The sequence below is a fragment of the Clostridium lacusfryxellense genome, assembly GCF_018861735.1.
Classification (GTDB): Bacteria; Bacillota; Clostridia; order Clostridiales; family Clostridiaceae; genus Clostridium_AD; species Clostridium_AD lacusfryxellense.
In genome coordinates, this window is record NZ_JAHLEB010000001.1 from 150,523 (window position 1) to 172,057 (window position 21,535).

Below are 21,535 nucleotides of genomic sequence, written 5' to 3' on the forward strand. Positions count from 1 at the left end.
AGTATTAAAATTTATCTAATGAGGTAAGCAGAATATATATTTTATTATTTGATTTTTTAAATATAAAAACTTGCATAATAAGTAAGAAATATGTATAATTATAAATGGCTTGTTAATAAAAATTGAATATTGTGTTCGGATGAAGATTGTGGGAGAGAGATGGCTTGCCATCCGCCGAAGAGGAAAAACTTTCAGGCACCTAAGGATTTTTAAAAAGAAACTATAAATTAATAGTTGGACTTAAAAACCTATTTATTAGGAGAAAACCGTAATTGGACGAGCCTCTGGAGAGAGCTGGTTAAACAGACACCGAAGGAGCAAGATAGTTTTTGTAAGATTTACATTAAGCTATCGAATCTCTCAGGTAAAAAGGACAGGGGATAGAAATTATGAAAAAAATTTTGTCTCCTCCATTATATTAAATTAAGGGAGGATTTTTTAATGACAGCATTTACGGAATTACTTAGCAAAATTGACACATGGCTTTGGGGACCACCGTTACTTATTTTACTAGTAGGTACAGGATTATATTTAACTATAAGATTGGGTGTATTACAGGTTACTAAACTACCACTTGCAATTAAGTATTTATTTACTGAAGAAAAGGATAATGATATAGTAGGTGATGTATCATCATTTGCAGCTTTATGTACAGCACTAGCTGCAACAATAGGAACAGGAAATATTGTTGGTGTTGCAACAGCAATTAAACTTGGTGGACCAGGAGCTTTATTCTGGATGTGGGTAGCTGCTTTCTTTGGAATGGCTACTAAGTATTCTGAAGGCTTACTTGCAGTAAAATATAGGACTGTTGATGAGAATGGACAAATGGCTGGTGGACCTATGTATTACCTTGAAAATGGACTTAAAAATAAGTTCTTAGCAAAAATGTTTGCAATCTTTGGTGTAGGAGTTGCCTTTTTTGGAATAGGTACATTCCCACAGGTAAATGCAATAACAGAGGCTGTATCAATAACATTTAATATACCAACTATTGCAACAGCAATAGTAATAACGCTTTTAGTTGCATTAATAACTATTGGGGGAATAAAAAATATAGCAGCAGTAGCAGAAAAGACTGTTCCATTTATGGCAGTGTTTTATGTTATAGGATCTTTAATGATTGTAATAATCAATATTAAATTATTACCAGGAGCATTAGCTTTAGTTGTAAAAAGTGCATTTACGACTACCGCAGCAGCAGGCGGGTTTACAGGGGCAACGATTATGCTTGCTATGCGGAGTGGTGTTGCCAGAGGAGTATTCTCTAATGAATCTGGTTTAGGTAGTGCGCCAATAGCAGCAGCGGCAGCAAAAACTAAGTCTTGTGTAAGACAAGGACTTGTATCTATGACAGGTACTTTTATTGATACAATAATTATATGTACTATGACTGGGCTTGTTTTAATAATGACTGGAGCTTGGAATTCAAAACATGCAGGAGCAGCTATGACAAACTATGCTTTTAGCACTGGATTTCCTGTTGCAATGATAGGACAGTTAATTGTGACTATTGGACTTATTTTCTTTGCATTCACAACAATACTTGGTTGGAATTATTATGGAGAAAGATGTATTGTATATTTAGTAGGAGTAAAAGGAATTAAACCATATAGAGGAATATTTATTTTCTTAGTAGCATTAGGTGCATTCTTAAAATTAGAAATGATTTGGATAATTGCAGATATTGTAAATGGACTTATGGCGATTCCAAACTTAATTGGACTTATTGGACTCAGTGGAGTTATTATAAATGAAACAAGAAAATATTTTAGAGAACTTGAAGATGATGGAATGCTTAAGATGCGAAAATAAATAATTGGAAGGAAGCTTTTGGCTTCCTTCTTTTTTTTTTCGGGTTCTGTTACAGAAATTGTAACGTAGTGAAGAAGTTCTGTTTCACCAATTGCATTGATTTTCATATGAACTATATTTGTTTAGTGGTTTATTAATATTACAATTGGAAATCCACCTAATGAAAGACCAGAAGTTTCTATTAAGGAAAATGAATCTGAAGCACTAGATAATGCAGAAGACAATTTACTATTTATAACCAAATAATAAATTGTCTATAAGTATTATTGTGGCTGCATTACACCTGAAAAAACAAGCCATGCTAATATTGATTTCGCTACTAAACTAAGGATTATATAACCTCTTTCACCATAGATATAGTTTTTCCATTTTCCTATCTTTAAATATTGTAACACCATATTAATAGGAAACAAATTAAAGAATATAAAATATGAAGCAAATACTGCATAAACAAACCATGGTACTTTATCTAAGTTTGAATTACCAAATGCATACATAATTATTATAATCCAAGGGCCAAAACCAGCGATGGATCCAAATATAAATGCATACCAATCTGTCTTTTTTGTATATTGGTTTATTCTTTCCATTAGCAAGCCAAATAAATTCATTGAAGCATTTAAAACAAATATTGCTATTAAAAGACCAATATCATATACCCCAAATAATAAGGCAATTAAAGTTATCATTAAAGAGGAACTAATGGAATATTCATACCATCTAAATGGATTCATCCCTTTTTCTATATTACGATTATATACATCATTTATCTTAGGCATTACAATTAAGAAATGAAATAGTGCAGATAGTAATAAAAAAAGAGAAACACCTATAGCAAATGGAACATCCAATATCTTTTGATTGTCAGTTACGAGTCTCATTGTGGTAGTGTCAAATTTTAAAAAATTCGAATATACTGGAAGCTTAAAAGCAATAACTTTTTCAATTGTTAAAGCAAAATATAACATCAGTGCTCCTTGGATAAAGTGTAAAAATCCCATAATTAAATTGAATTTGCGAAGTGATTTGAATTTATTATTTTTTTCCATTATAAACCCCCTGTTAATATATATTATAATAAATATATTATATTCTATGTTGTTATAAAATTCAACTAAATAATAATAATTATTATTTGATTATTATTATTATTATTATTATGCTTACAAAATCGCAACAAAAATATAGTATAATAAATATATAGATAAAAGTTTAAGAAATAAAACAACCGGAGGGATCTATGAATATTGAAAAAACAATTACAGCACTTAAGAAAAACAATTATGAGGTAAGCTTCTTTAAAACTGCCGAAGATGCGGCGCATTATTTAGACAGTACCCTTAATGACAAATATATTGGATTTGGTGATTCTGATACTATGGTGCAGATGAACTTGTTTGATAGACTTGCCTCACACAACAAGGTTGTTGATCCTAAGCATTGGGTGTCAGGGAAAACATTCGGTGATATTGCAACAGAGTGCCTGACTACAGAAATTTTTTTGACTTCAGTCAATGCTATCTCAGAATCAGGAGAGTTTGTTAATATTGATGGCACAGGTAATCGTGTAGCTGGATCGCTGTTCGGGCATAAGAAGGTATATTTTATTGTCAGCACAAATAAAATCTCGCATTCACTTGAAGATGCTATTTGGCGTGCCCGTAACATTGCTGCTCCTCGTAATGCTATGAGATTAGGATTGAGAACCCCTTGTGCAATAAAAGGAGATCGTTGTTATAATTGTTCCAGTCCAGATCGTATCTGCAATGGTCTTGTAATTTACTATAAAAAGATGCATAGCATGGATATGGAAGTCGTATTGATAGATGAAGAGCTTGGCTTTTAAGGTGTCTGTCTTATAACTTTGCTTCAATTTAATATAAGAGGAGTTCACGTTGTGACCTCCTCTTATATATATATGAATATTTAATTTTAAGTTTAAAGTGTTTGTTTTGCGGATGTAACTGTTATTTCTAAAACTCTATTTAGAAAAGAAAATTTTTCTTTCATCATATCAAAATCTGCACCTGATTTAACAAATTTTGCAGTTCCTTCGATTAAGAAACCAGTTCCTAAGGACCTATATCCCATAACTTCTTTACTGCCTACTGTAACTTTGATTTTATCATTTTGTTCTATGTTCTTTTGGGTTTTTATCATTCCAGCAGCGGGTATTAATAACCTACCATCTTCAGTTGCATTAATATAAGAGTTCCAAGTATTAGCTACGTGTGATTCATTGTTACTACAAGTAACTAGAGATACGACTCCCTCATGGGAAATAACTTCAAGCAATTTTTCATTTAACATTAAATTTTCCTCCTTTAATTTACATAACTGGTTATATACAATATGGATAAGATAGATACATGTTGTCTATAATTATTATATAGTGATTAAATTAAAAAGTCAACAATAATTAAATTAAGGTTATTGACTGTTAAAAAATAATAAAGTAATATGTGAGAAGGTTATATTTTTATTTAGGAGGCCGATCAGAATGCAATTTTCCATAGGAGTAGAGTATGCGTTACATTGTTTATTATATATGATAGATATTCCATCAGGAAAAGCTGTTGGAATTAAAGACTTAGCAGCATTTCAAGGAGTATCAGAAACTTATTTATCAAAGGTATATACAAAATTAAGAAAAGCAGGTATTGTAAGATCAATTATAGGTGTTAATGGTGGATATGCGTTAGTACGTGACCCTGAAAGCGTAACGTTTTGGGACATAGTTCAGGCTGTAGAAGGAAACACTCCATTATTTCAGTGTGCAGAGATTAGGCAAAATGAAATTTTACTAGATAAAGAAAATTTGCCTGATGCATATACAAAATGTCCTTGCCTTATAAAAGTTGTTATGTTAGAAGCAGAAGAACAAATGAGACTGTATTTAAACAATAAGACACTAGGGTGGTTACATAATCAAGTAGGTAATAAAATACCAGCACAGCACAAAGAAGAAACAGTTGAATGGTTTAATAAACTTAAATGATGGTATAACTGAAATTCAATTAATAAGAGGAGTTCACTTTGTGAACTCCTCTTATATATATTATATAAATATTTAAAAGTATTATATAATTATTGAAGTGTTTATTCATTCTTAATCGTTATATTAAGTGTAGGGACAAAAAAAGGGGTGATGGTTATTCAAAAGGAACAGTTTTCAATCTATATAAAAAAATATGAACGTCTAATCATCACTATTTGTCTATCCTTTACGAAAAATTATTTTGATGCAGAGGATTTGGCACAACAAACCTTTTTGTCTGCATATACGAATTACGGTAAATTTGATGGAATGAATTTTAAGGCTTGGCTTACAACAATTGCTGTAAATAAGTGCAAAGATTTTCTTAAAAGTCCTGTAAGGGTTGTTCATAACTTATCTGATGAAGATTTTGAATATTTAGAGGATTTGGGCGATTCACCTGAGGAGAAACTTATAAAAAAATATAGCAGAGAAAAAATACACAGTTTATGTGGAAAATTAAAAGAGCCTTACCGAGCGGTGGCAGTAAATTATTTTTGTGAAGATATTAAACTTTCTGATATGGCGAAAAATACAGGTCAAAGTCTTAAAACATTGCAAACCCATCTTTATAGATCAAAAAAGCTTCTGAAAGTTTTATGGAAGGAGGAGTGTATGTGAGTAATACATTATTTAAAGAAAACGGACACTTAACTAAAACATCACTAATAGCGTTTAAAGACGGTTCTCTTAGTGATAATGAACTAATTATATTATCAGAACATATTTGCAATTGTGAAGGTTGCGCTGATGCTTTAGGGGATAGTTTCAACAATGATGAACTTGCAGATGCCCCTATAGGATTTGAAGAAGCAATACTTAGCAAAATGAAAAAGAAAAAAGAAAGAAATACACAGTTTATCTTTTATTCTCTTAGGGTAGTAATGGCAGCAAGTATAGCATTAATATTTGTTTTTTCAAACCCATTAAATTTTGTGACTAACACAAAAATTGCAACATTAAATGTAAATCCTATTAGTCTAAGTGCTATAGACAAAATAAATCTAAATCTTAATGATTTTTCACAAAAAATAATAAACACGGAGGTTTTTAATAATGAAAAAGGAAAAAAGTAAATTCTTAACCTTTTGTTTCTCAATGTTACCAGGAGCAGGTCATATGTATATGGGATTTATGAAGATGGGACTATCATTTATGGCTGTTTTCTTCGGTTTAATATTTCTTTCTAGTTGGCTTAGTATAGGACCACTACTATTTGTTTTACCATTAATCTGGTTTTATTCATTTTTCGATTGTATGAACAAACGTTATTCTACTGATGAAGAATTTTTGCTTTTAGAAGATGACTATTTGTTTTCTCTTGATGAGCTAGTAAAAATAGATAAAGGTATATTTAAAAAAAATAAAATGTTTTCAGGTATACTACTTGTGCTTCTTGGCATTTATTTAATATGGAATAATATTATAAATAGCCTACTTGGACGTATGCATATGTCAGGCGAACTATATAATGTTATTAATGATATATCAAGAGTGGCTCCACAGATAATAATAGGTGTTGTAATAATTGTTGTTGGTGCAAAACTTATTATAGGTAAGAAAAAAGAGTGTGATCTGAATGATTAAGGGACGTCGCGTTGGCACATTTACAACTGGAATAGTGTTAGTTATATTTGGAATAATGTTTTTAATACATTTAATATATCCAAGTTTTAGTTATCTAAGAGTAGCATCACTGTGGCCCGTAGTCTTAGTCCTACTTGGAATCGAGATAATTGTTGCCTGCTTAATTAATAAGGAAGAACTAATTAAATATGATTTTTGTGCAATAATCTTGATATTAATGTTATCTCTTTTCTCAATGGGTATGGGCGTTATGGAGTATATGATTACTCACACTCAAGAAATTAGAACTATATTTTAAGGGAACCCAAGGGGGAAAATATTTATAATATAGAGAGGAAGTTGATCTTATGCTGATAGCTAAAAATCCAATATTAAAAGGCTTCAATCCAGATCCCAGCATCTGCAAAGCTGGAGATGATTACTTTATTGCCACATCAACTTTTGAATGGTTTCCTGGAGTTCAAATTCATCACTCCAGGGATTTAGTCAATTGGGAGCTTATAGCACATCCTTTAAACAGGGTATCCCAGTTAAATATGCTTGGGGTTCCTGATTCTGGCGGAGTTTGGGCACCTTGTCTTTCATATAATGAAGGAATATTCTATTTGATTTATACAATAGTCTTAAACTCTGGAAAGGTCAAAGACACTCATAACTACTTGGTCACATCCAATGATATCTGTGGAGAATGGTCCGAACCTGTTTATCTTATTTAAGTGGATTTGATCCTTCATTATTTCATGATGACGACGGTAGAAAATGGCTAGTCAACATGAAATGGGATAATCGTATAGGTAAAAACCGTTTTGCAGGACATCTACTGCAGGAATATGATATCAAAAATAAATGCCTTGTTGGTCCTGTGGTAAATATTTTCAAAGGTACAGAACTAGGTTGTTCCGAGGGGACTCATTTATATAAGCGCAATGGTTACTATTATTTGATGGCTGCAGAAGGAGGTACCTCTTACAGTCACGCTGTAACCTTGGCTAGATCAAGGAGTATTACAGGTCCTTATGAGGTTCACCCGCAGAACCCAATTCTTACTTCCAAGGGCAGTGATAAAGATCAATTTCTTCAAAAATCAGGTCATGCAAGCATTATTGAAGGGATTAACAAGGAGTGGTTTATGGTCCATCTTTGTGCAAGGCCAATACCTAAAACAGATAGGTGCATTCTAGGAAGAGAAACTGCCATTCAAAAAGTTCAGTGGAGGGAAGATGATTGGCTGTATTTAGTTGATTCACCCGGTAAACTTCCATCATGGGAAGTAGAAATTTATTCTGAACCTGAATCTCAGTGCACAAAAGCTATAAGAGTTAAAACGGAGCAATATGATGATTTTGACAACAACTTCATGGATATTAACTTCCAGTCTTTAAGAATACCAGCGCAGATGTTTATGTCTTTGACAGAAAGACCGGGTTTTTTAAGATTATACGGAAAAGAATCATTAGGTTCTAAATATACCCAAAGTTTGATAGCAAGGCGACAGCAATCTTTTTCCTATTGCAGTGAAACCTGTCTCCAATTTGAACCAAAAACATCGCAACAGCTTGCGGGGCTAGTTTGTTATTATAATACAGAAAACTATTATTATTTAAGAGTGAGTTATGATGAAGAATTAGGCGGAAAATGTATAGGAATACTCGCTAGCATAAATAATGACCTTTCCGAGGCTATGATTGCTGATGATAATATTTTAATAAACGAGGCAGATAGAATTTACTTAAAGGTGGAGGTACATTACTGCGAATTAAGGTTTTTCTATGCCATCAAAAAAGATGATTGGAAACAGATTGGCAAGGTTTATGATGCTAGTACTCTCTCTGATGATGCCATCGAAGGTTCTTCGGCGTTTACTGGGGCTTTCGTAGGGATTGCATGTCAGGATCTGTCCGGGATGAATAAACATGTTGATTTCGATTATTTTTCATACGTTGAAAGAGAGTAGAGAGTAATAATTTCCTTAAATTTTTCTTTTAAGAAACGGGAACACAGAGAAAGAGATACTGAAGGAAGCGGAAAATTTAGAATAAGATTAAATTTAACTGAAATTCAATTAAAATGAGAGGGCCAATTAAGCCTTCTTTTTTTGTGCACTACATATATTTCTATAAAAGTAGATAAAGTTATTTCAGTTGAAAAAGAAAAGTTGGCGGGTAATTTCATGTTAGTATTTACTTGCCAGAGTGTAATCAAAGCGGCAGAAAGAGTATATGAATTAAAATATGAACTAATTACATGTAAGTGGATTTTGTATAAGCTATAGTTCCGGACAAAACAAAATAAGAGGAGTTCACTTTGTGAACTCCTCTTATACATATATATATAAATATTTAATTTTAAATTAAGTAGAGATTAGCAATTTTAAGTTAAAAGTATTTTTACCTTGTCTTATCACATATATTTAAGACCTCTTATTTGTTAAATTGTACTAACCTCTATAAACTTTAACAACTTAATCTGAACCATTGGACTATCCCCTTTCTATTAGCTATTATTTTACTTTATCTAAGGAGGGTTAATATCTTTGAATTAAATTCTGTTGCTTTGGTTATGAGTTAATAATATCATAGTAATCGATGTTTGTAAAGAATTATTTTCAATTAATAATAAATATTATTGAGTAATATAAATAATGTATTTTATAACTGTAAAAATTATTAAGATATTATAAAAAGATAGATTTTAATGAACCTGTAGATTTGGTAGCAATAACTACCCAGTGAAAATAGAGCTATAAATCTTCCTCCAATAATGATATATCTTGATATATCTTGATATAATGGATACACTATTAATGCATTGAATAAATATAGTGTAATTTATATGTTCAAAAGGAGGATAATTTATGGATGAAAATAATTTAGAAAAAACAGAAAAAAGTACTGGTATTTCAAATGATGATAGTATGAATATTGATAATGATGTTGAACAAAAAGTAATAAAACAATCAAGTGCTGATCTAATTAATGAAGTTAATGAGACTATTATGAAGGATGAAATGAATTTGTTTTAAAAAAAATATCTATAAGGCATGATTTTCATGACTTATAGATATTTTGCTTCTTTTCTTATATAAATAAAAGCGATATACCTAACAAAGTTATAATTGCACCAAATATTTCTCTTGGTAAAATTCTTTCCTTAAACACAATAATTGAAACAGGTATTAGTAGTATTGGAGTAATTGATGTTATTGTTGAAACTACTCCAGTTGATGCATGTTGAACAGCTAATAAAGAGAGGGATACGCCTACAAATGGTCCAAATAGTGAACCAATAGAAATGTATTTCATAGCCCTCATATCTTTAACCGCAACAATTAGTTCACCCCATTTTTTTAATACAGAAATGACAATTGTAAACCCAATAATTGCTGCTATAATTCTAATTTGAGTTGCAGCAAATGGATCATATGATCCCATTCCAAACTTACTAAAAACAAGACCAAAAGCTTGTCCTAATGCACCTATAAAAGCATAGGATAATCCTTTAATTGGATGAGATAACTTTACTTTTTTATTACCTGAGTTTTTAGTTAGGATTACAAGGGCAATACCAACAATAGTTATTATCATTCCAGCAAGACCAAGCACCGTGATTTTTTCACCCATAATAAGGAAACCTGCAATCGCTGTTATTGGTGGTACCGTTGACATAATTAACATGGATATACGTGCGCCAACCTCAACATATGCCTGAAACAAAAATAGATCACCTATTACAAAACCAATTATCCCTGAAAAGGTTAACCATAACCAGGTAGAACTGGAAGCATCTATTGGAAAGATCATACCTCTAAAAAATAAATTACAAATTGATATTAATATAAATGCGATAATAAGTCTTATTAAATTTACAGATATCGACCCTACTTTTTTTCCTGCGGCTTCAAATGATACAGCCGTAATTGTCCAACATAATGCAGTTGCAAGTGCAGCTATTTCTCCTATGTGCGATTGAAACATATAATATTACTCCATTCTCCTTGTTCTTTAAGGATTAGTTTAATTTATTATATGATATCACTATATATAATAAATTGTAAAATATATTATATATAGTACGCAGAGACAATGGACTAAGTAGATTATAGCGATTTATTTTTCAGGTTTAGATGCAATAATAAATTTTTTATAGTTTTCTAAACGTTGTTTATAATCATCTGATTTCTTTAATTCCATGCTTATGGCAACAGTATTTTTGATGTCCTCAACATGAATAAGTTTCCCGGATAAAGTGTCATGAGCGTGCTTTAATTGTTCCTCTGGGAACTCAAATCTTACTTTACCATCTACAATTTTAACATCACCTTCAATACCACACATACAGCAAATTGCATGTGTAGATTCGCAATCTAAATAGAAATTTCTACTGTGGCAATGTGGGCAAACTCCTTCTTCTCCTTTATAAGAAGCATTTGCAATATCTTTTGCAGCTTTCGCAATGTTTACACCTATTTCATGTACTCGTGCGACTTTACTCTCATCTATAATAATGCCTGTAGACCAAGGAAATACTTCATTATCTATAAATTTCCACATAGGAGTTAATGCTTGTATTGCGCAGTCACATTGAAATCTTGTAACCCAGTCTGAACCGCCAAGTCCTATGTAAGAAACCACTTTATCTTTCAAGATTCTTGGATCAGGCGCTTTACCTCCTGTAGCGCGAGCAATTTTAGTTGCTACGATATTATTACCTCTATCCATTCTAGGACCGAAACGGTCTCTAATTGTAAGGAATAAACTTGGAGCGCCTTTACAGAAAATTGGATTTGCAAAAATTACGCCATCTGCATCTAGCATCTTATTTAGTAACCAATCAAAATCATCTTTTAATACACACATATTCCCTTTTCCTGCCATAAGTGATCCAACACATGCTGTACACCCAATACAATATTTTATATCCAAATCTAATAACTGAATAAATTCAACCTCTGCACCCGTTTCTTTTGCAGCCATCAATGCTTCTTTACACATTGCGTCATTATTACCATCTTTTCTTCCACCTGAAATACCTAAAATTTTCATTTTATATCCTCCTCATTATTCATTAGTTAAATTAAAGACCACTCACTTTTTTATTTTCTAAACCCACATCAGATAATGAACAAGAATTCTTATTCCCAAAACTTAAAGCAAAGGATAAACAAAGTCCCACTAAAACAAATATTACTGCGACTGTTGCACTTGAATGAAATCCAGTAGCTATTGCAACTTGCTCTGTAGCTGAATTATTTAAGGCTTTTAGTTGTGAAGATGACATAATACCAATAAATAATGAAGAACCAAGTGCTGCTGATATTTGTTGAAGAGTATTCATAACCGCTATTCCATGTGGATAAGCTTCTTTGGGTAGTTGTTTAAGAGAACTCGTTTGACAAGGTGACATCGTAATACCAACCCCAATGCAGACTACTATATATGATGCTATAATCTTAATAAGAGATGTATCACTATTTGAGCGTGATAAAACAAATAATGCCACAAGGATTATAGTAAAACCTACTGGTATTAACACTTTAACTCCAAATTTATCATAAATTTTTCCGCCTATAGGAGTTACAACCCCATTAGCAAGTGATGCTGGAAGTAATACCATTGCGGCTACAAAGGTTGTTGTTTTAAGTGCTCCTTGAAGGAACATAGGTAACATTACGTTCATAGTGAACATTGTCAAAAATGAGATCATAAGAAGTACTACCCCTACTGAAAATAGTGGATATTTAAATATCCGCATTTCTAACATTGGTTCTTTTAAAGACAATTGACGTTTAACAAATATAATTAATGATATTATGCCAACAATAAATATTAAGCTAATAATCTTCATATTTCCATCACCACTAAAACTACTTATGCCATAAATAACTCCTCCAATTCCCAGGCTTGATAATATAATTGATATAAAATCAATCTTAGGTTTTGTAAGAGTTGAAACATTAACTAAATAAATTGAACCTAAAATCATAGCTATTACTATAAGTGGAATTAACATTATAAACAAAACATGCCAACTAAAAAATTGTAATAAAATACCTGAAACTGTTGGTCCAAGTGCTGGTCCAAGCGAAATTACACAGCCACAAATTCCCATAGCTAATCCATGCTTTTCTGGTGGGGTTACTATAAGTACTGTATTCATTAGAAGTGGAATCATCATTCCAGTTCCCGAGGCTTGTAACATCCTTGAAATAAGTAACATTGCAAAAGAGCCTGAACAAGCTGCACATATTGTTCCAACTAAAAGTAATGTCATTGCACCTAAAAACAAAGGCTTTGTTTCAAATGTTTGAATTAGAAATGCTGTAATTGGCACCATAACTGATACAACAATCATATATGCGGTAATTATCCATTGAACCGTTCCTGCGGTAACATTCATTTCCTTCATAAGAGGAGATAATGCTACATTTAATATAGTTTCATTAAATACAGCTAAAAAAGCACTGAAAACTAATACTCCTATAATAACGTTTGAATTGAATTTTTTTGTAGGTTTTGTTGTTTCCATTAATTTCGTTCCTCCTAATATTAGACCAGTCTTTATAATAAACTCCTAAAAAAACACCTATTTATAAAATAGGTATTAATAAATCATTTAAAGTTTGTATTTTATTACTACATATTTATTAAATTAGGTATTTGTTTAGCTAGTATTCTAAGTGAATCACCATTTTTCTTTGTAAGTGATAAAGTAATTCCGCCTTCTATCATTGCAGTAATTACACAACCTAATTCATATGCTTTATCTTTACTAATTCCAGATTTAATTAATTTTTCTGCATATATATTTTCTAATGAAGCAAATATTTCGTCGCAAGCTTTTCTTAAAATTTCACTTGTTATATATGTCTCTAAAGCTATTAAACTTATAGAAATATCTGGAGTTATTTGCTCATTGTCAATAAGTATTGCAATGTTTTCTATATTAAATTTAATAGCTTCAATTGGATCTTCAATACTGTCTAATGCATTAATTATTTTAGTTATTATTTTTTGTCCTGCTAAGTTTACAGATTCTAAGGCAAGTTGCTCTTTTCCTTTAGGAAAATGATAATATAATGATCCTTTTGGTGCTCCACTTTTTTCTAAAATCTCATTTAGCCCAGTTGCGTTATATCCCTTAATTTGAAAAAGTCTTGATGCAGTTTCTATAAATTTTTCTTTTACATTAACCTTATTATTCATATTAGTATACTCCTCTAATAAATTATAGCTCTCTAATAAATTATAGTGACTGGTCTATATTTATAAATTGTACTTTATGTTATAACAAATGTCAATAATTAAAAAAGAAAGAGCTAAAATGTAATCTTTGTTTTAACAAAAGATACCTAAAAAGAAAGAAATAAGCATAATTACATTCACATTATGATATAGTAATTATAATGGTCATAGGTGGGTGTCTAAAAGTTATAGTGCATTAAAAATAGTGGAGGGGGAGAGCGATTGGGAATCCATTTGTATTCCCTTATAAATGGAGGAATATTTAGTGAGAAGGATGAAAGATATATTTTATATTAATGCTTTTCCAGAGAATAATGAGGTTGTCTATTATGGAGTTCAGTTAAAGGAGTTTTTAAAATATATTCCTACTGAGTTAAACCAATTGCTACTACTTGAGTCTGAGTATTATAGTCCAGGCTGTAGCTCTAGCACTAAACTTGAAATGGTTGATAAAGATGATATGGAGGAATTTTTAAATGAGAATATATATGGGTATGGTAATTTCTGCTGGGTTGATTATAATGAAAGAGAAAATGTGGAGAGCCTCGAACCTTTAGAATTAGCAGAGCTACTATATCTAGGACATATGTTTAAACCAGTGAAAAGTCCTTTTTTCGATAGAATTCAAAATAGGTATGCTTATCTTGCGCATGATGATGGATGGTTTTGTAGAGTCTACAGCAAATGTTATCCAGATTTTGAAGAGGTAATTGTGGGCAAAGTAATTGATGTATTGTCAAGCTCAAAGAGGAGAAAAATATACCCTTTTTCTAAAGAGTTGAGAGAGAAACTGTTAGAACTCGCTAAGGATGGTTTATTAATAGATTTTAATAATATCTTTAAATACGGTAATTCAATTGAGATACCAATATATTGCATAGGCAAGTTTCTTGACATGGATGAGATGTATAATGATTTAAAACGTCATATTAATAGATCAAAATATTCAGCCAGGTTAGTACAGAAAAATAAAAAGTGGATTATAGATTATATTATTGAGAAGCAGTAATTACATTTATAGAAAAGCAATATATATACATAGAAAAGTGCCATATGACTGGCACTTTATTTTAATATCGTGAAAGTAAAAACTGGAAGCTTGTACTTTCTAAAAGATCTGTTACTTAAATTAACTTACTATTATCCTACTTTTACAATAGTTACTGTTGTGTCTATAAATCCCATAATTTGCAAGCTTGCACTTATTAAAGTCAAGGATGAGTTACTAGTAGTTACGGGAACAAGAACTGTCTTAGCTAAATTTGATTTTTGGTTTTCCTCGAGCTGTGGTGTCAACACTTGTACTCTAGTTTCAGAACCATCTAGTAGCGTTTGATTGAGTTTTAATTGGATTATAGCCTCGTTGGTTCCATAGGGAAGTGTCGTCCAAACTGCAGATGTGCTGTAAGTTACTAAATACAGCCCTGGTACACAGAAAATTAATCTATTTCCGTCCAGGTGTATACATCTACCAGTATTTGTTCCATTAACTATTGAACCAAATGATATTGGATTATTTGATACTATATTCTGTAGACCTGGATATGAGGTCTCTATTGTACATAGTGATCTATAAGGTCTATCGCTTACGTGCTTATTACAATCTAAACATTCATGAGAATTTGTATTACCCATTTATTTTAACACTCCTTAAATTTAGATAATTTAATGGTCACTGTAAGGTATGCCACATTGCTAATATTGGTTACATAATTTTATATGCATTTGAATATAATTGCTATACAAACTTCATAATTTATAATCTGAAGGCGTTCCCCATAGTTCCAAACGGTTAAACATAGGATAAACTGAATTGAATTTCACATAAATAGGTGCTTTATATAAAAAGGGATTTTCTCTGAAAAATTCTCTATCTCCATATATAATTGCCTGCAAAGCTAGCGGTAATTCTTTTATGAAAATGTTATTACGTTTTGCTGATATTATTGGGTTCTTTTCTTTATCTACCATAACATTAACCATCAGTTGGTACTCGTTATTAAACATGATCCATTCTGCCAGCACTTCATCTCTCATGTCAGTGATTTTAGCATAATCGTACTTTGCTGCAATAGTCAAAAATAATTCTCCGGTAGTGTCTGAATGGGTAAGGGTATATTTCCTGGGAATAATCGGTTTTGTTTCACTTGTTCCCATGCCAAAATTAACGTGTAACATTTCTGTATTGAATTTGCTCAAAGTCTTCCCTCCATAATATAAATACATTATATATATATGACGTTAACTGTTGTTATGATCATAGTAATTCTATTGCTTATATTTTGTTTTAATAAAATAAAGGAAACCTTCTATTAATATAGAAAGTAATAAATGTAATTAAATAAATTTTAGCATTAATAAATCTAAAAAATACTAAAGACAAACCATTTAAGTTATAAATTCACAGAAGGTTCGTCTATAAATAGAGGAGTTTATACATGAGAAGAAAAGATATACTTGAGTTAAAAAAACGTTTTAAAAAAGAACAATGCACCTTCACTAAAATGTGCGGTTGCTATGTTAATGGAGAAAAACATACTATTTTAAAATTTAGAGAAAGCTTTCTAAATTTAGAAGAGGATGAATACTTTAAATATTTAGAAATTGCCAAAAAAGTACTGTCTGGAACTGTTGGGAATAATATTTTAGAACTTAACTTTGAAGTTAATGAAGATTTTACAAATGAAAGACAGACTTCGCTTATGCAGCTTAAAAACAGTCAATTAAAAGATGATGCTCTTGTAGATAATCTTTATGATTTGATTATAGAAAATTATGATTACACTGGTAATTTTCTAATACTATTTTTTCATGATGCTTATGATGTAGTTAGCAAAACCAAAGATAATATAAAGATAGATGAATCTGAAGAAGTATATGAATATGTGTTATGTGCAATATGTCCAGTTTCACTTTCAGAGCCTGGTCTTAGATACTTTGAACAGCAAAACGAAATAAAAGCACGTATTAGGGATTGGGTAGTCGAAGCCCCAACTAATGGCTTTGTGTTTCCTGCTTTTATTGATCGTAGTTCAGACGTTAACTCTGTTATGTATTATACAAAAAATCCAAAGGATACACATACTGAATTAATGGAAAATGTTCTAGGGTGTCCTTCAATAAAAACGGCTACGGTGCAAAAGGAAACATTCCAATCTATAATTAAAGATTCTTTTAGCGAAGACGAAAATAAAGCTGATAAAATTTTTATGGATATACAAGAAAACCTAAGCGTTATGATAGAAGAATACAATTCTCTAAATGATGATGTTGATAGTGAACCTATAAGCTTAACAAAGAAGGATATACAAAACCTTTTAATAGAAAGTGAGGTTCCTCGTGAAATTACAACTTTAATTGAAAACTCCTATGCAGAGAACTTTGGTGATGATATCACTTTAGCTAAGCATTTAATTGACGCAAAGGCTCTTAAGGCAAATGTGCAAAGAAAAAAAGAAGAACGACTTCACAAACAAGTGGAAGTACTTCAAGCTAGACTTGATCAAGTTAAACAAGAGAATACTATAGATAATGAAACTGACCTGTCTACAGAAATTAATGATGATAATGTGGTTTTAGAAGAACCCAACGCAACTGATTTAGAGGAAGTTCCAGATGTTTATGCAGAAGAAAATAATGTTAAGCCTCATTATGATGTTATTTTACAAGTAAAACCCGAAAAAGTATCTCAAATAAAATCTCAAATAATTAATGGCCAAAAATGCATAGTTATTCCTATTAATGACAATGAACAAACTACGGTTAATGGTATAGATAATTTAGTATGAACATGATTGTAGATTATAGTAAGTGGAACTAATTTCTTTTTCAAATAGAGGTAGGGGATATTAAATTATCTGTACCTCTATTTTTTTAAAACATTAATGAACCTTTTATTAATATGTAATACACTCTTATTATAGATAGGTGATCAAAAAAGAAAGGAGAGATAAAACATGGATAAATTAGACTTGATAGAACACTTCCAGCTGGGTGATATGTCAAGCTTTAGTGAACTTTATAAATTATATGCTAAGCGCGCACTGGGAACTGCTTATCTCATAGCAGGCCAAAAATCTCTTGCTGAGGATATCGTGCAGGAATCATTTATTCAATGCTTTCACTCTATAAAAGGATTAAAAAATATTGAAACCTTTGACGTATGGTTCTATAAAATAATAACTAGAACAGGTTGGAGGATGGTTTCTAAAAATAAAAGTAATTTACTCCTAGATGAACCAGAATCCATAGATACTATAATAGATTATAATTCCTTTGAGAAATTTAACTCTTGCGACGCAAATATCACAATTTATGAATCCTTAGCAAAGCTTAATCTTTCCCTGAGAACAGTCATAGTTTTATATTATTTCAATGACATGACTATTAAAAATATCTCAAAAGTTCTTGGATGTTTTGAAGGAACCGTTAAATCTAGACTTCATAATGCAAAAAAACAGCTAAGACACATTATTGGAGAAGATGTAGAAGAACCTGTTGTTAAAACAAATTATGCTGAAAAGGAGTGCGTAGATCATGGAAAATAAGCAAGACTTTGAAGAAAGAATTAGAAAGGAATTAAAATTAAAAGGCAATGAACTATGCCCATCTGATGAATTGTACTCTAGAATTATAAATGATGTTGTAAATAATAAGAAAGGAAATTTTACAATGTTTAAAAATAGAATTTCAAATATTGGAGGTAAAAGATTATCAATAGCCATTTTGTGTGCTTTTATGATACTTAGTATTGTTTCTTTTAGCACCTCAAATAATCTAAAAGCATTTGCTACAGAAACAATAAACCACATAAAAACTATCTTTGTGTTAGATGAAGAAAATAAAGTAGTAGAAAAGGCTGCTGACACCACGTTTATGGTGCAGTCAACGTCAAAAAATACAATCTTAAGTGATAATGAACTCACAAAGAAAGTTGGCTATCAAGTTTTTTTTCCAAAAGTCCTTTGTAACGAAATGAAGCTTACTGATAAATCCGAATCAATTCGCATAAATAAAATGCCCTATACAGATGGTCAAAATCTTCAACCTAGTATGCTTAAGGCCATTGATGATGAAACTGTGTTTAAGAGCTTAACTGCCTATGAACCAACAAGAGGTGTTAATGCAGAATATATTAATGATAAAACCCAATTATATATTTCTATTATACCTATTTCAGCAAAAATAAATAAAGATCTTTTCTCTTCGCCCTCAACAAAAGTAGATTTAAATGGTACAGTAGGCTATTGGTATGAAGCACCAGTCCTATCATATCCATATATAAAGAATAATGGTATCACTCAAAATGATATGACTAAGCGACCAAAGGTTATTAAAACTGTACATACACTTTTCTGGTCTTCAAATGGAATTTTTTATGCAATGGGTTTTTTCACAGAGAATGAACCTTCAATGGATGAAACAGTGGCTATCGCAAAATCCTTTATAAAACAATCTACAAAATGATAAAAGAATTTGCTATTAGAGTATACATTTAGTTATCCAGCATATATATTAAATATTATGTATTCTGGAGGGATCAATATAAAAAATATGATAATACCAAATTTTTGGGATATGCATTTAGCTTATAAAGAAAAACCTCAAATAAGTAAAAAGAATTTAAACGATGATGAATTATTAAAAATTGAGGCTAAGAAAACTAAAGAAACCCGTATAAAACTTGGGCTTCATGGTATTGTAGGTGATCTCCAGTATGTTCTTATAAATGCTGAATTCCAGACACAGGAAGAGGTTTTAAAGGATTTTTTAAGATATACAGGCCATGATTTATACTCTGCGATGGAAAATGAGTATCAAAAAATATTCGTATTAAAGAATACGGCCACAAGCTCCGCGGACGTTTTAATAAAAGCTAGAAAAAAAGGTGAAAATCCTTATCTAGATTTTAATATTCATCCTAGTACTAAGCATTTACCAAACACAAGGCTAGAAGCTTTTGTATTTAAATGTAGTAATGTTAAGAAATATTATGAAATTCAAAAATCAAGAGGAGTTAATTTTTTAACTGATAACATAATTGAAACTGATAACTATTACTATATTCAAACCATACCTTCAAGTTTCACAGGATTTTCATATGGATTAATAGAATGGAAAAATATAGTTGGAAATTACTCGGATAAAGGATTTACTTTATTAAATTTAGATTTTAAGAAACCTTCAGACGACTATGTTAATAACATTAAGGCTCTTGACCATGCTGCTACAAGAGTATTGGCAAAGGATAGAGATGCGGCAATACTCGAACTTATGGAGCTAACTAATTACAATTTTGATTTTGCTATATATGTGAAATCCATGAATTCTATTACATCAGTGGCAAGAGTTATAGATGGACAATTTGCTATGGTATTCACCTCTGGAATTAAGCCTTATGTATCTGATGAAGGATCAGGACCTACTGAAAGATTTGTACATTATTATGGTTCAAGAGTGCATCATCTTGCTTTCAATACAGAACATATTGAATATACTTTTGAAATGCTAAAGAAAAATGGAATGGACTTTTTAATAAAATTAGTAGGTTCTCCTCGAGAAGGTTTAAAACAAACTTTTAGTTACCCATCTAAAAACACATTCTTAATAAATGAATATATCTACAGATACAATGGTTTTGATGGATTCTTTACAAAAGAAAATGTAGCGGATTTAACTGGTGCAACTTCAAAGCAATAATTATATCTTGTGGTTATTTGAGATAAACCGTAAATGCGTCAGGGCTAATTATAGAAAAATACCACCATACATTCACTATGTACGGTGGCATTCCATTTTTTATTCCCTTATCCAAGAAAAAACATACTCCATATTCTCAGGCAACTCTAGATTCGGCTTAGATGTCGTATTAAAATGACCTTTAATATTTTTTTCTTTAAGTGAAAAATCAAAGTGTGCTGCGGCAATACCCATATCTACTCTTTGGATATCGTAGGGGAATCTATCGCTATATCCAGGTTCTTTATATTCATAAAAATGGAAATCGCCATCTTTAAGAAGTATTCTCCACGGCTGTTTATTTGATGCTGATGGTGCTAAACGAACCATTTCTAGTGGAAAGGCAAGACTACCAGCTTCTTCACTCGAAAGAGGAGACTTAAAATCATTTTTATAAAATAATTGATCCCAGTCTTTACGTTTATCTGCTTGAATCATTGTTCTCATTTCTATCTCTTTTTCATGCTTATTGGCAGCGGCATATCCATAAGGTGTTATGATTGGGAATAATTCTCCTTCTTTAATCTTCATAGCATCTGCAAAGCCCGCGCGGTCGAAGGTTCCTCCGAGCCAACAAGTTCCAAGACCAAGATGTTCTAAATAAAGAATTACTGCTTCCAATTCATAGCCCAATGCTTCGAGTGCCATTGGTTCTAATTTAATAGTTGTTCCAATGTATTGCTTTGCTCCTTTAATAACGCCGTAGGTTCCAAGTTTTTCTTTGTTTTTTATGTCATTGTCATCAAGATAGTGAAAATTGACTTTATTTCCAAATGGATTATCCAAAGAATCAATAAAAGATTCAATAGCTTTTCTTTTAACCGGTTCAATTTCTCTTTCTACATAGTTTCGTACACTGTACCTTTTTTTCACTACATCTTCAATTGAAAAATCAATATTCATTTATTATACCTCTTATAAAATATATTTAGGTTATCAAAGGAAACCTATAATCCTTTCTAATAATGCGATGCATCAATTAATATCAATTGCATTCAATTACATTGTATACAATTGATAATGAGTTGTCAATAAAAAGAATACTCTTTTTTATTTTGCCGGGTAAATGATGAATTTAAAACAATATGTTAAATTATAGAGGTATAGACTTACACTC

The 21,535-nt window shown here is 31.1% G+C and carries 25 protein-coding genes and 2 riboswitches; of the genes, 16 read left to right on the forward strand and 9 right to left on the reverse strand.

Translation table 11 applies throughout. The features are described 5' to 3' along the window. The first annotated feature begins 139 nt into the window (after positions 1-139). A riboswitch (glycine riboswitch) is annotated at positions 140-219 on the forward strand. Positions 220-274: 55 nt separating this feature from the next. Continuing rightward, positions 275-387: riboswitch (glycine riboswitch) on the forward strand. 54 nt (positions 388-441) lie between these two features. Continuing rightward, positions 442-1,815 (forward strand): alanine/glycine:cation symporter family protein, encoded by a 1,374-nt coding sequence (locus tag KPL55_RS00730; protein WP_216304786.1) that lies wholly within the window; start codon positions 442-444, stop codon positions 1,813-1,815. Positions 1,816-2,078: 263 nt separating this feature from the next. Here the strand turns inward: KPL55_RS00730 and heR are convergent, their stop codons facing one another. Beyond that, positions 2,079-2,864, reverse strand: a complete 786-nt coding sequence (gene heR, locus KPL55_RS00735; RefSeq protein WP_216304787.1) for a heliorhodopsin HeR — start codon at positions 2,862-2,864, stop codon at positions 2,079-2,081. Between the two features lie 191 nt (positions 2,865-3,055). On the opposite strand from heR, the gene KPL55_RS00740 reads away from it, so the two are divergent. Continuing rightward, on the forward strand, positions 3,056-3,661 hold the full coding sequence (locus KPL55_RS00740) for a lactate utilization protein (protein ID WP_216304788.1): 606 nt from the start codon (positions 3,056-3,058) through the stop codon (positions 3,659-3,661). Positions 3,662-3,753: 92 nt separating this feature from the next. On the opposite strand, the gene KPL55_RS00745 is transcribed toward KPL55_RS00740, so the two are convergent. After that, on the reverse strand, positions 3,754-4,125 hold the full coding sequence (locus KPL55_RS00745; RefSeq protein ID WP_216304789.1) for a pyridoxamine 5'-phosphate oxidase family protein: 372 nt from the start codon (positions 4,123-4,125) through the stop codon (positions 3,754-3,756). Between the two features lie 190 nt (positions 4,126-4,315). Here KPL55_RS00745 and KPL55_RS00750 point away from each other — a divergent pair, with 190 nt between their 5' ends. The 9 genes from KPL55_RS00750 (at position 4,316) to KPL55_RS00785 (ending at position 9,461) form a co-directional block, all read left to right on the forward strand. Further along, a complete protein-coding gene (locus tag KPL55_RS00750; RefSeq protein ID WP_216304790.1) occupies positions 4,316-4,813 on the forward strand; it encodes an RrF2 family transcriptional regulator in 498 nt (165 codons plus the stop codon). Between the two features lie 147 nt (positions 4,814-4,960). Then, positions 4,961-5,473, forward strand: a complete 513-nt coding sequence (locus KPL55_RS00755; protein WP_216304791.1) for an RNA polymerase sigma factor — start codon at positions 4,961-4,963, stop codon at positions 5,471-5,473. Further along, the gene (locus tag KPL55_RS00760) at positions 5,470-5,928 is read left to right on the forward strand and encodes a hypothetical protein (protein WP_216304792.1); all 459 of its coding nucleotides are present in this window, start codon (positions 5,470-5,472) and stop codon (positions 5,926-5,928) included. The genes KPL55_RS00755 and KPL55_RS00760 overlap by 4 nt, the downstream gene beginning before the upstream one ends. Next, positions 5,909-6,439: a hypothetical protein gene (locus KPL55_RS00765; protein WP_216304793.1), complete on the forward strand. Its 531-nt coding sequence runs from the start codon at positions 5,909-5,911 to the stop codon at positions 6,437-6,439. The genes KPL55_RS00760 and KPL55_RS00765 overlap by 20 nt, the downstream gene beginning before the upstream one ends. After that, complete coding sequence (locus tag KPL55_RS00770) at positions 6,432-6,737, forward strand: LiaI-LiaF-like domain-containing protein (RefSeq protein WP_216304794.1); 306 nt, start codon at positions 6,432-6,434, stop codon at positions 6,735-6,737. Before KPL55_RS00765 ends, KPL55_RS00770 begins: the two co-directional genes overlap by 8 nt. 49 nt (positions 6,738-6,786) lie before the next feature. After that, positions 6,787-7,155, forward strand: a complete 369-nt coding sequence (locus KPL55_RS26505) for a family 43 glycosylhydrolase (protein ID WP_312887179.1) — start codon at positions 6,787-6,789, stop codon at positions 7,153-7,155. Continuing rightward, complete coding sequence (locus KPL55_RS00775) at positions 7,128-8,393, forward strand: glycoside hydrolase family 43 protein (RefSeq protein ID WP_312887180.1); 1,266 nt, start codon at positions 7,128-7,130, stop codon at positions 8,391-8,393. The genes KPL55_RS26505 and KPL55_RS00775 overlap by 28 nt, the downstream gene beginning before the upstream one ends. A gap of 141 nt (positions 8,394-8,534) precedes the next feature. After that, positions 8,535-8,711, forward strand: coding sequence for a hypothetical protein (locus tag KPL55_RS00780; RefSeq protein ID WP_216304795.1), 177 nt, complete (start codon positions 8,535-8,537; stop codon positions 8,709-8,711). Positions 8,712-9,293: 582 nt separating this feature from the next. Next, positions 9,294-9,461 carry a hypothetical protein gene (locus KPL55_RS00785; protein ID WP_216304796.1) on the forward strand — a complete coding sequence of 56 codons (168 nt, stop codon included), beginning with the start codon at positions 9,294-9,296 and terminating at the stop codon, positions 9,459-9,461. Between the two features lie 55 nt (positions 9,462-9,516). On the opposite strand, the gene KPL55_RS00790 is transcribed toward KPL55_RS00785, so the two are convergent. The 4 genes from KPL55_RS00790 to KPL55_RS00805 form a co-directional block, all read right to left on the reverse strand. Further along, positions 9,517-10,413 (reverse strand): DMT family transporter, encoded by an 897-nt coding sequence (locus KPL55_RS00790; protein WP_216304797.1) that lies wholly within the window; start codon positions 10,411-10,413, stop codon positions 9,517-9,519. A 132-nt stretch (positions 10,414-10,545) separates the two neighbouring features. Beyond that, positions 10,546-11,481, reverse strand: coding sequence for a flavodoxin family protein (locus KPL55_RS00795; protein WP_216304798.1), 936 nt, complete (start codon positions 11,479-11,481; stop codon positions 10,546-10,548). Positions 11,482-11,512: 31 nt separating this feature from the next. After that, entirely contained in the window at positions 11,513-12,964 is a 1,452-nt protein-coding gene (locus KPL55_RS00800; protein ID WP_216304799.1) for an MDR family MFS transporter, read from the reverse strand. A 107-nt stretch (positions 12,965-13,071) separates the two neighbouring features. Further along, positions 13,072-13,641, reverse strand: a complete 570-nt coding sequence (locus tag KPL55_RS00805; protein ID WP_216304800.1) for a TetR/AcrR family transcriptional regulator — start codon at positions 13,639-13,641, stop codon at positions 13,072-13,074. A 304-nt stretch (positions 13,642-13,945) separates the two neighbouring features. Between KPL55_RS00805 and KPL55_RS00810 the strand changes: the two genes are divergently transcribed. Next, a complete protein-coding gene (locus tag KPL55_RS00810) occupies positions 13,946-14,689 on the forward strand; it encodes a hypothetical protein (protein WP_216304801.1) in 744 nt (247 codons plus the stop codon). A 131-nt stretch (positions 14,690-14,820) separates the two neighbouring features. Here KPL55_RS00810 and KPL55_RS00815 read toward each other — a convergent pair whose 3' ends face one another. Both KPL55_RS00815 and KPL55_RS00820 read right to left on the reverse strand, forming a co-directional pair. Then, a complete protein-coding gene (locus KPL55_RS00815) occupies positions 14,821-15,315 on the reverse strand; it encodes a hypothetical protein (RefSeq protein WP_216304802.1) in 495 nt (164 codons plus the stop codon). Between the two features lie 114 nt (positions 15,316-15,429). Beyond that, a complete protein-coding gene (locus tag KPL55_RS00820) occupies positions 15,430-15,879 on the reverse strand; it encodes a staygreen family protein (protein WP_216304803.1) in 450 nt (149 codons plus the stop codon). A gap of 239 nt (positions 15,880-16,118) precedes the next feature. Here KPL55_RS00820 and KPL55_RS00825 point away from each other — a divergent pair, with 239 nt between their 5' ends. The 4 genes from KPL55_RS00825 (at position 16,119) to KPL55_RS00840 (ending at position 20,379) form a co-directional block, all read left to right on the forward strand. Further along, complete coding sequence (locus tag KPL55_RS00825; RefSeq protein WP_216304804.1) at positions 16,119-17,468, forward strand: DUF4317 domain-containing protein; 1,350 nt, start codon at positions 16,119-16,121, stop codon at positions 17,466-17,468. 168 nt (positions 17,469-17,636) lie between these two features. Further along, complete coding sequence (locus KPL55_RS00830; RefSeq protein WP_216304805.1) at positions 17,637-18,227, forward strand: RNA polymerase sigma factor; 591 nt, start codon at positions 17,637-17,639, stop codon at positions 18,225-18,227. Beyond that, positions 18,217-19,146 carry a hypothetical protein gene (locus KPL55_RS00835; protein ID WP_216304806.1) on the forward strand — a complete coding sequence of 310 codons (930 nt, stop codon included), beginning with the start codon at positions 18,217-18,219 and terminating at the stop codon, positions 19,144-19,146. The genes KPL55_RS00830 and KPL55_RS00835 overlap by 11 nt, the downstream gene beginning before the upstream one ends. 87 nt (positions 19,147-19,233) lie before the next feature. After that, complete coding sequence (locus tag KPL55_RS00840; protein WP_216304807.1) at positions 19,234-20,379, forward strand: hypothetical protein; 1,146 nt, start codon at positions 19,234-19,236, stop codon at positions 20,377-20,379. 99 nt (positions 20,380-20,478) lie between these two features. Here the strand turns inward: KPL55_RS00840 and KPL55_RS00845 are convergent, their stop codons facing one another. Next, on the reverse strand, positions 20,479-21,321 hold the full coding sequence (locus KPL55_RS00845; protein WP_216304808.1) for a nitroreductase family protein: 843 nt from the start codon (positions 21,319-21,321) through the stop codon (positions 20,479-20,481). Between the last annotated feature and the right edge of the window lie 214 nt (positions 21,322-21,535).

Coding starts and splice junctions, on each gene's coding strand:
- KPL55_RS00730 (WP_216304786.1), top strand. CDS start 442: ATGACAGCATTTACGGAATTACTTAGCAAAATTGACACATGGCTTTGG.
- heR (WP_216304787.1), bottom strand. CDS start 2,864: ATGGAAAAAAATAATAAATTCAAATCACTTCGCAAATTCAATTTAATT.
- KPL55_RS00740 (WP_216304788.1), top strand. CDS start 3,056: ATGAATATTGAAAAAACAATTACAGCACTTAAGAAAAACAATTATGAG.
- KPL55_RS00745 (WP_216304789.1), bottom strand. CDS start 4,125: ATGTTAAATGAAAAATTGCTTGAAGTTATTTCCCATGAGGGAGTCGTA.
- KPL55_RS00750 (WP_216304790.1), top strand. CDS start 4,316: ATGCAATTTTCCATAGGAGTAGAGTATGCGTTACATTGTTTATTATAT.
- KPL55_RS00765 (WP_216304793.1), top strand. CDS start 5,909: ATGAAAAAGGAAAAAAGTAAATTCTTAACCTTTTGTTTCTCAATGTTA.
- KPL55_RS00770 (WP_216304794.1), top strand. CDS start 6,432: ATGATTAAGGGACGTCGCGTTGGCACATTTACAACTGGAATAGTGTTA.
- KPL55_RS26505 (WP_312887179.1), top strand. CDS start 6,787: ATGCTGATAGCTAAAAATCCAATATTAAAAGGCTTCAATCCAGATCCC.
- KPL55_RS00775 (WP_312887180.1), top strand. CDS start 7,128: ATGGTCCGAACCTGTTTATCTTATTTAAGTGGATTTGATCCTTCATTA.
- KPL55_RS00785 (WP_216304796.1), top strand. CDS start 9,294: ATGGATGAAAATAATTTAGAAAAAACAGAAAAAAGTACTGGTATTTCA.
- KPL55_RS00790 (WP_216304797.1), bottom strand. CDS start 10,413: ATGTTTCAATCGCACATAGGAGAAATAGCTGCACTTGCAACTGCATTA.
- KPL55_RS00795 (WP_216304798.1), bottom strand. CDS start 11,481: ATGAAAATTTTAGGTATTTCAGGTGGAAGAAAAGATGGTAATAATGAC.
- KPL55_RS00800 (WP_216304799.1), bottom strand. CDS start 12,964: ATGGAAACAACAAAACCTACAAAAAAATTCAATTCAAACGTTATTATA.
- KPL55_RS00805 (WP_216304800.1), bottom strand. CDS start 13,641: ATGAATAATAAGGTTAATGTAAAAGAAAAATTTATAGAAACTGCATCA.
- KPL55_RS00815 (WP_216304802.1), bottom strand. CDS start 15,315: ATGGGTAATACAAATTCTCATGAATGTTTAGATTGTAATAAGCACGTA.
- KPL55_RS00825 (WP_216304804.1), top strand. CDS start 16,119: ATGAGAAGAAAAGATATACTTGAGTTAAAAAAACGTTTTAAAAAAGAA.
- KPL55_RS00830 (WP_216304805.1), top strand. CDS start 17,637: ATGGATAAATTAGACTTGATAGAACACTTCCAGCTGGGTGATATGTCA.
- KPL55_RS00835 (WP_216304806.1), top strand. CDS start 18,217: ATGGAAAATAAGCAAGACTTTGAAGAAAGAATTAGAAAGGAATTAAAA.
- KPL55_RS00840 (WP_216304807.1), top strand. CDS start 19,234: ATGATAATACCAAATTTTTGGGATATGCATTTAGCTTATAAAGAAAAA.
- KPL55_RS00845 (WP_216304808.1), bottom strand. CDS start 21,321: ATGAATATTGATTTTTCAATTGAAGATGTAGTGAAAAAAAGGTACAGT.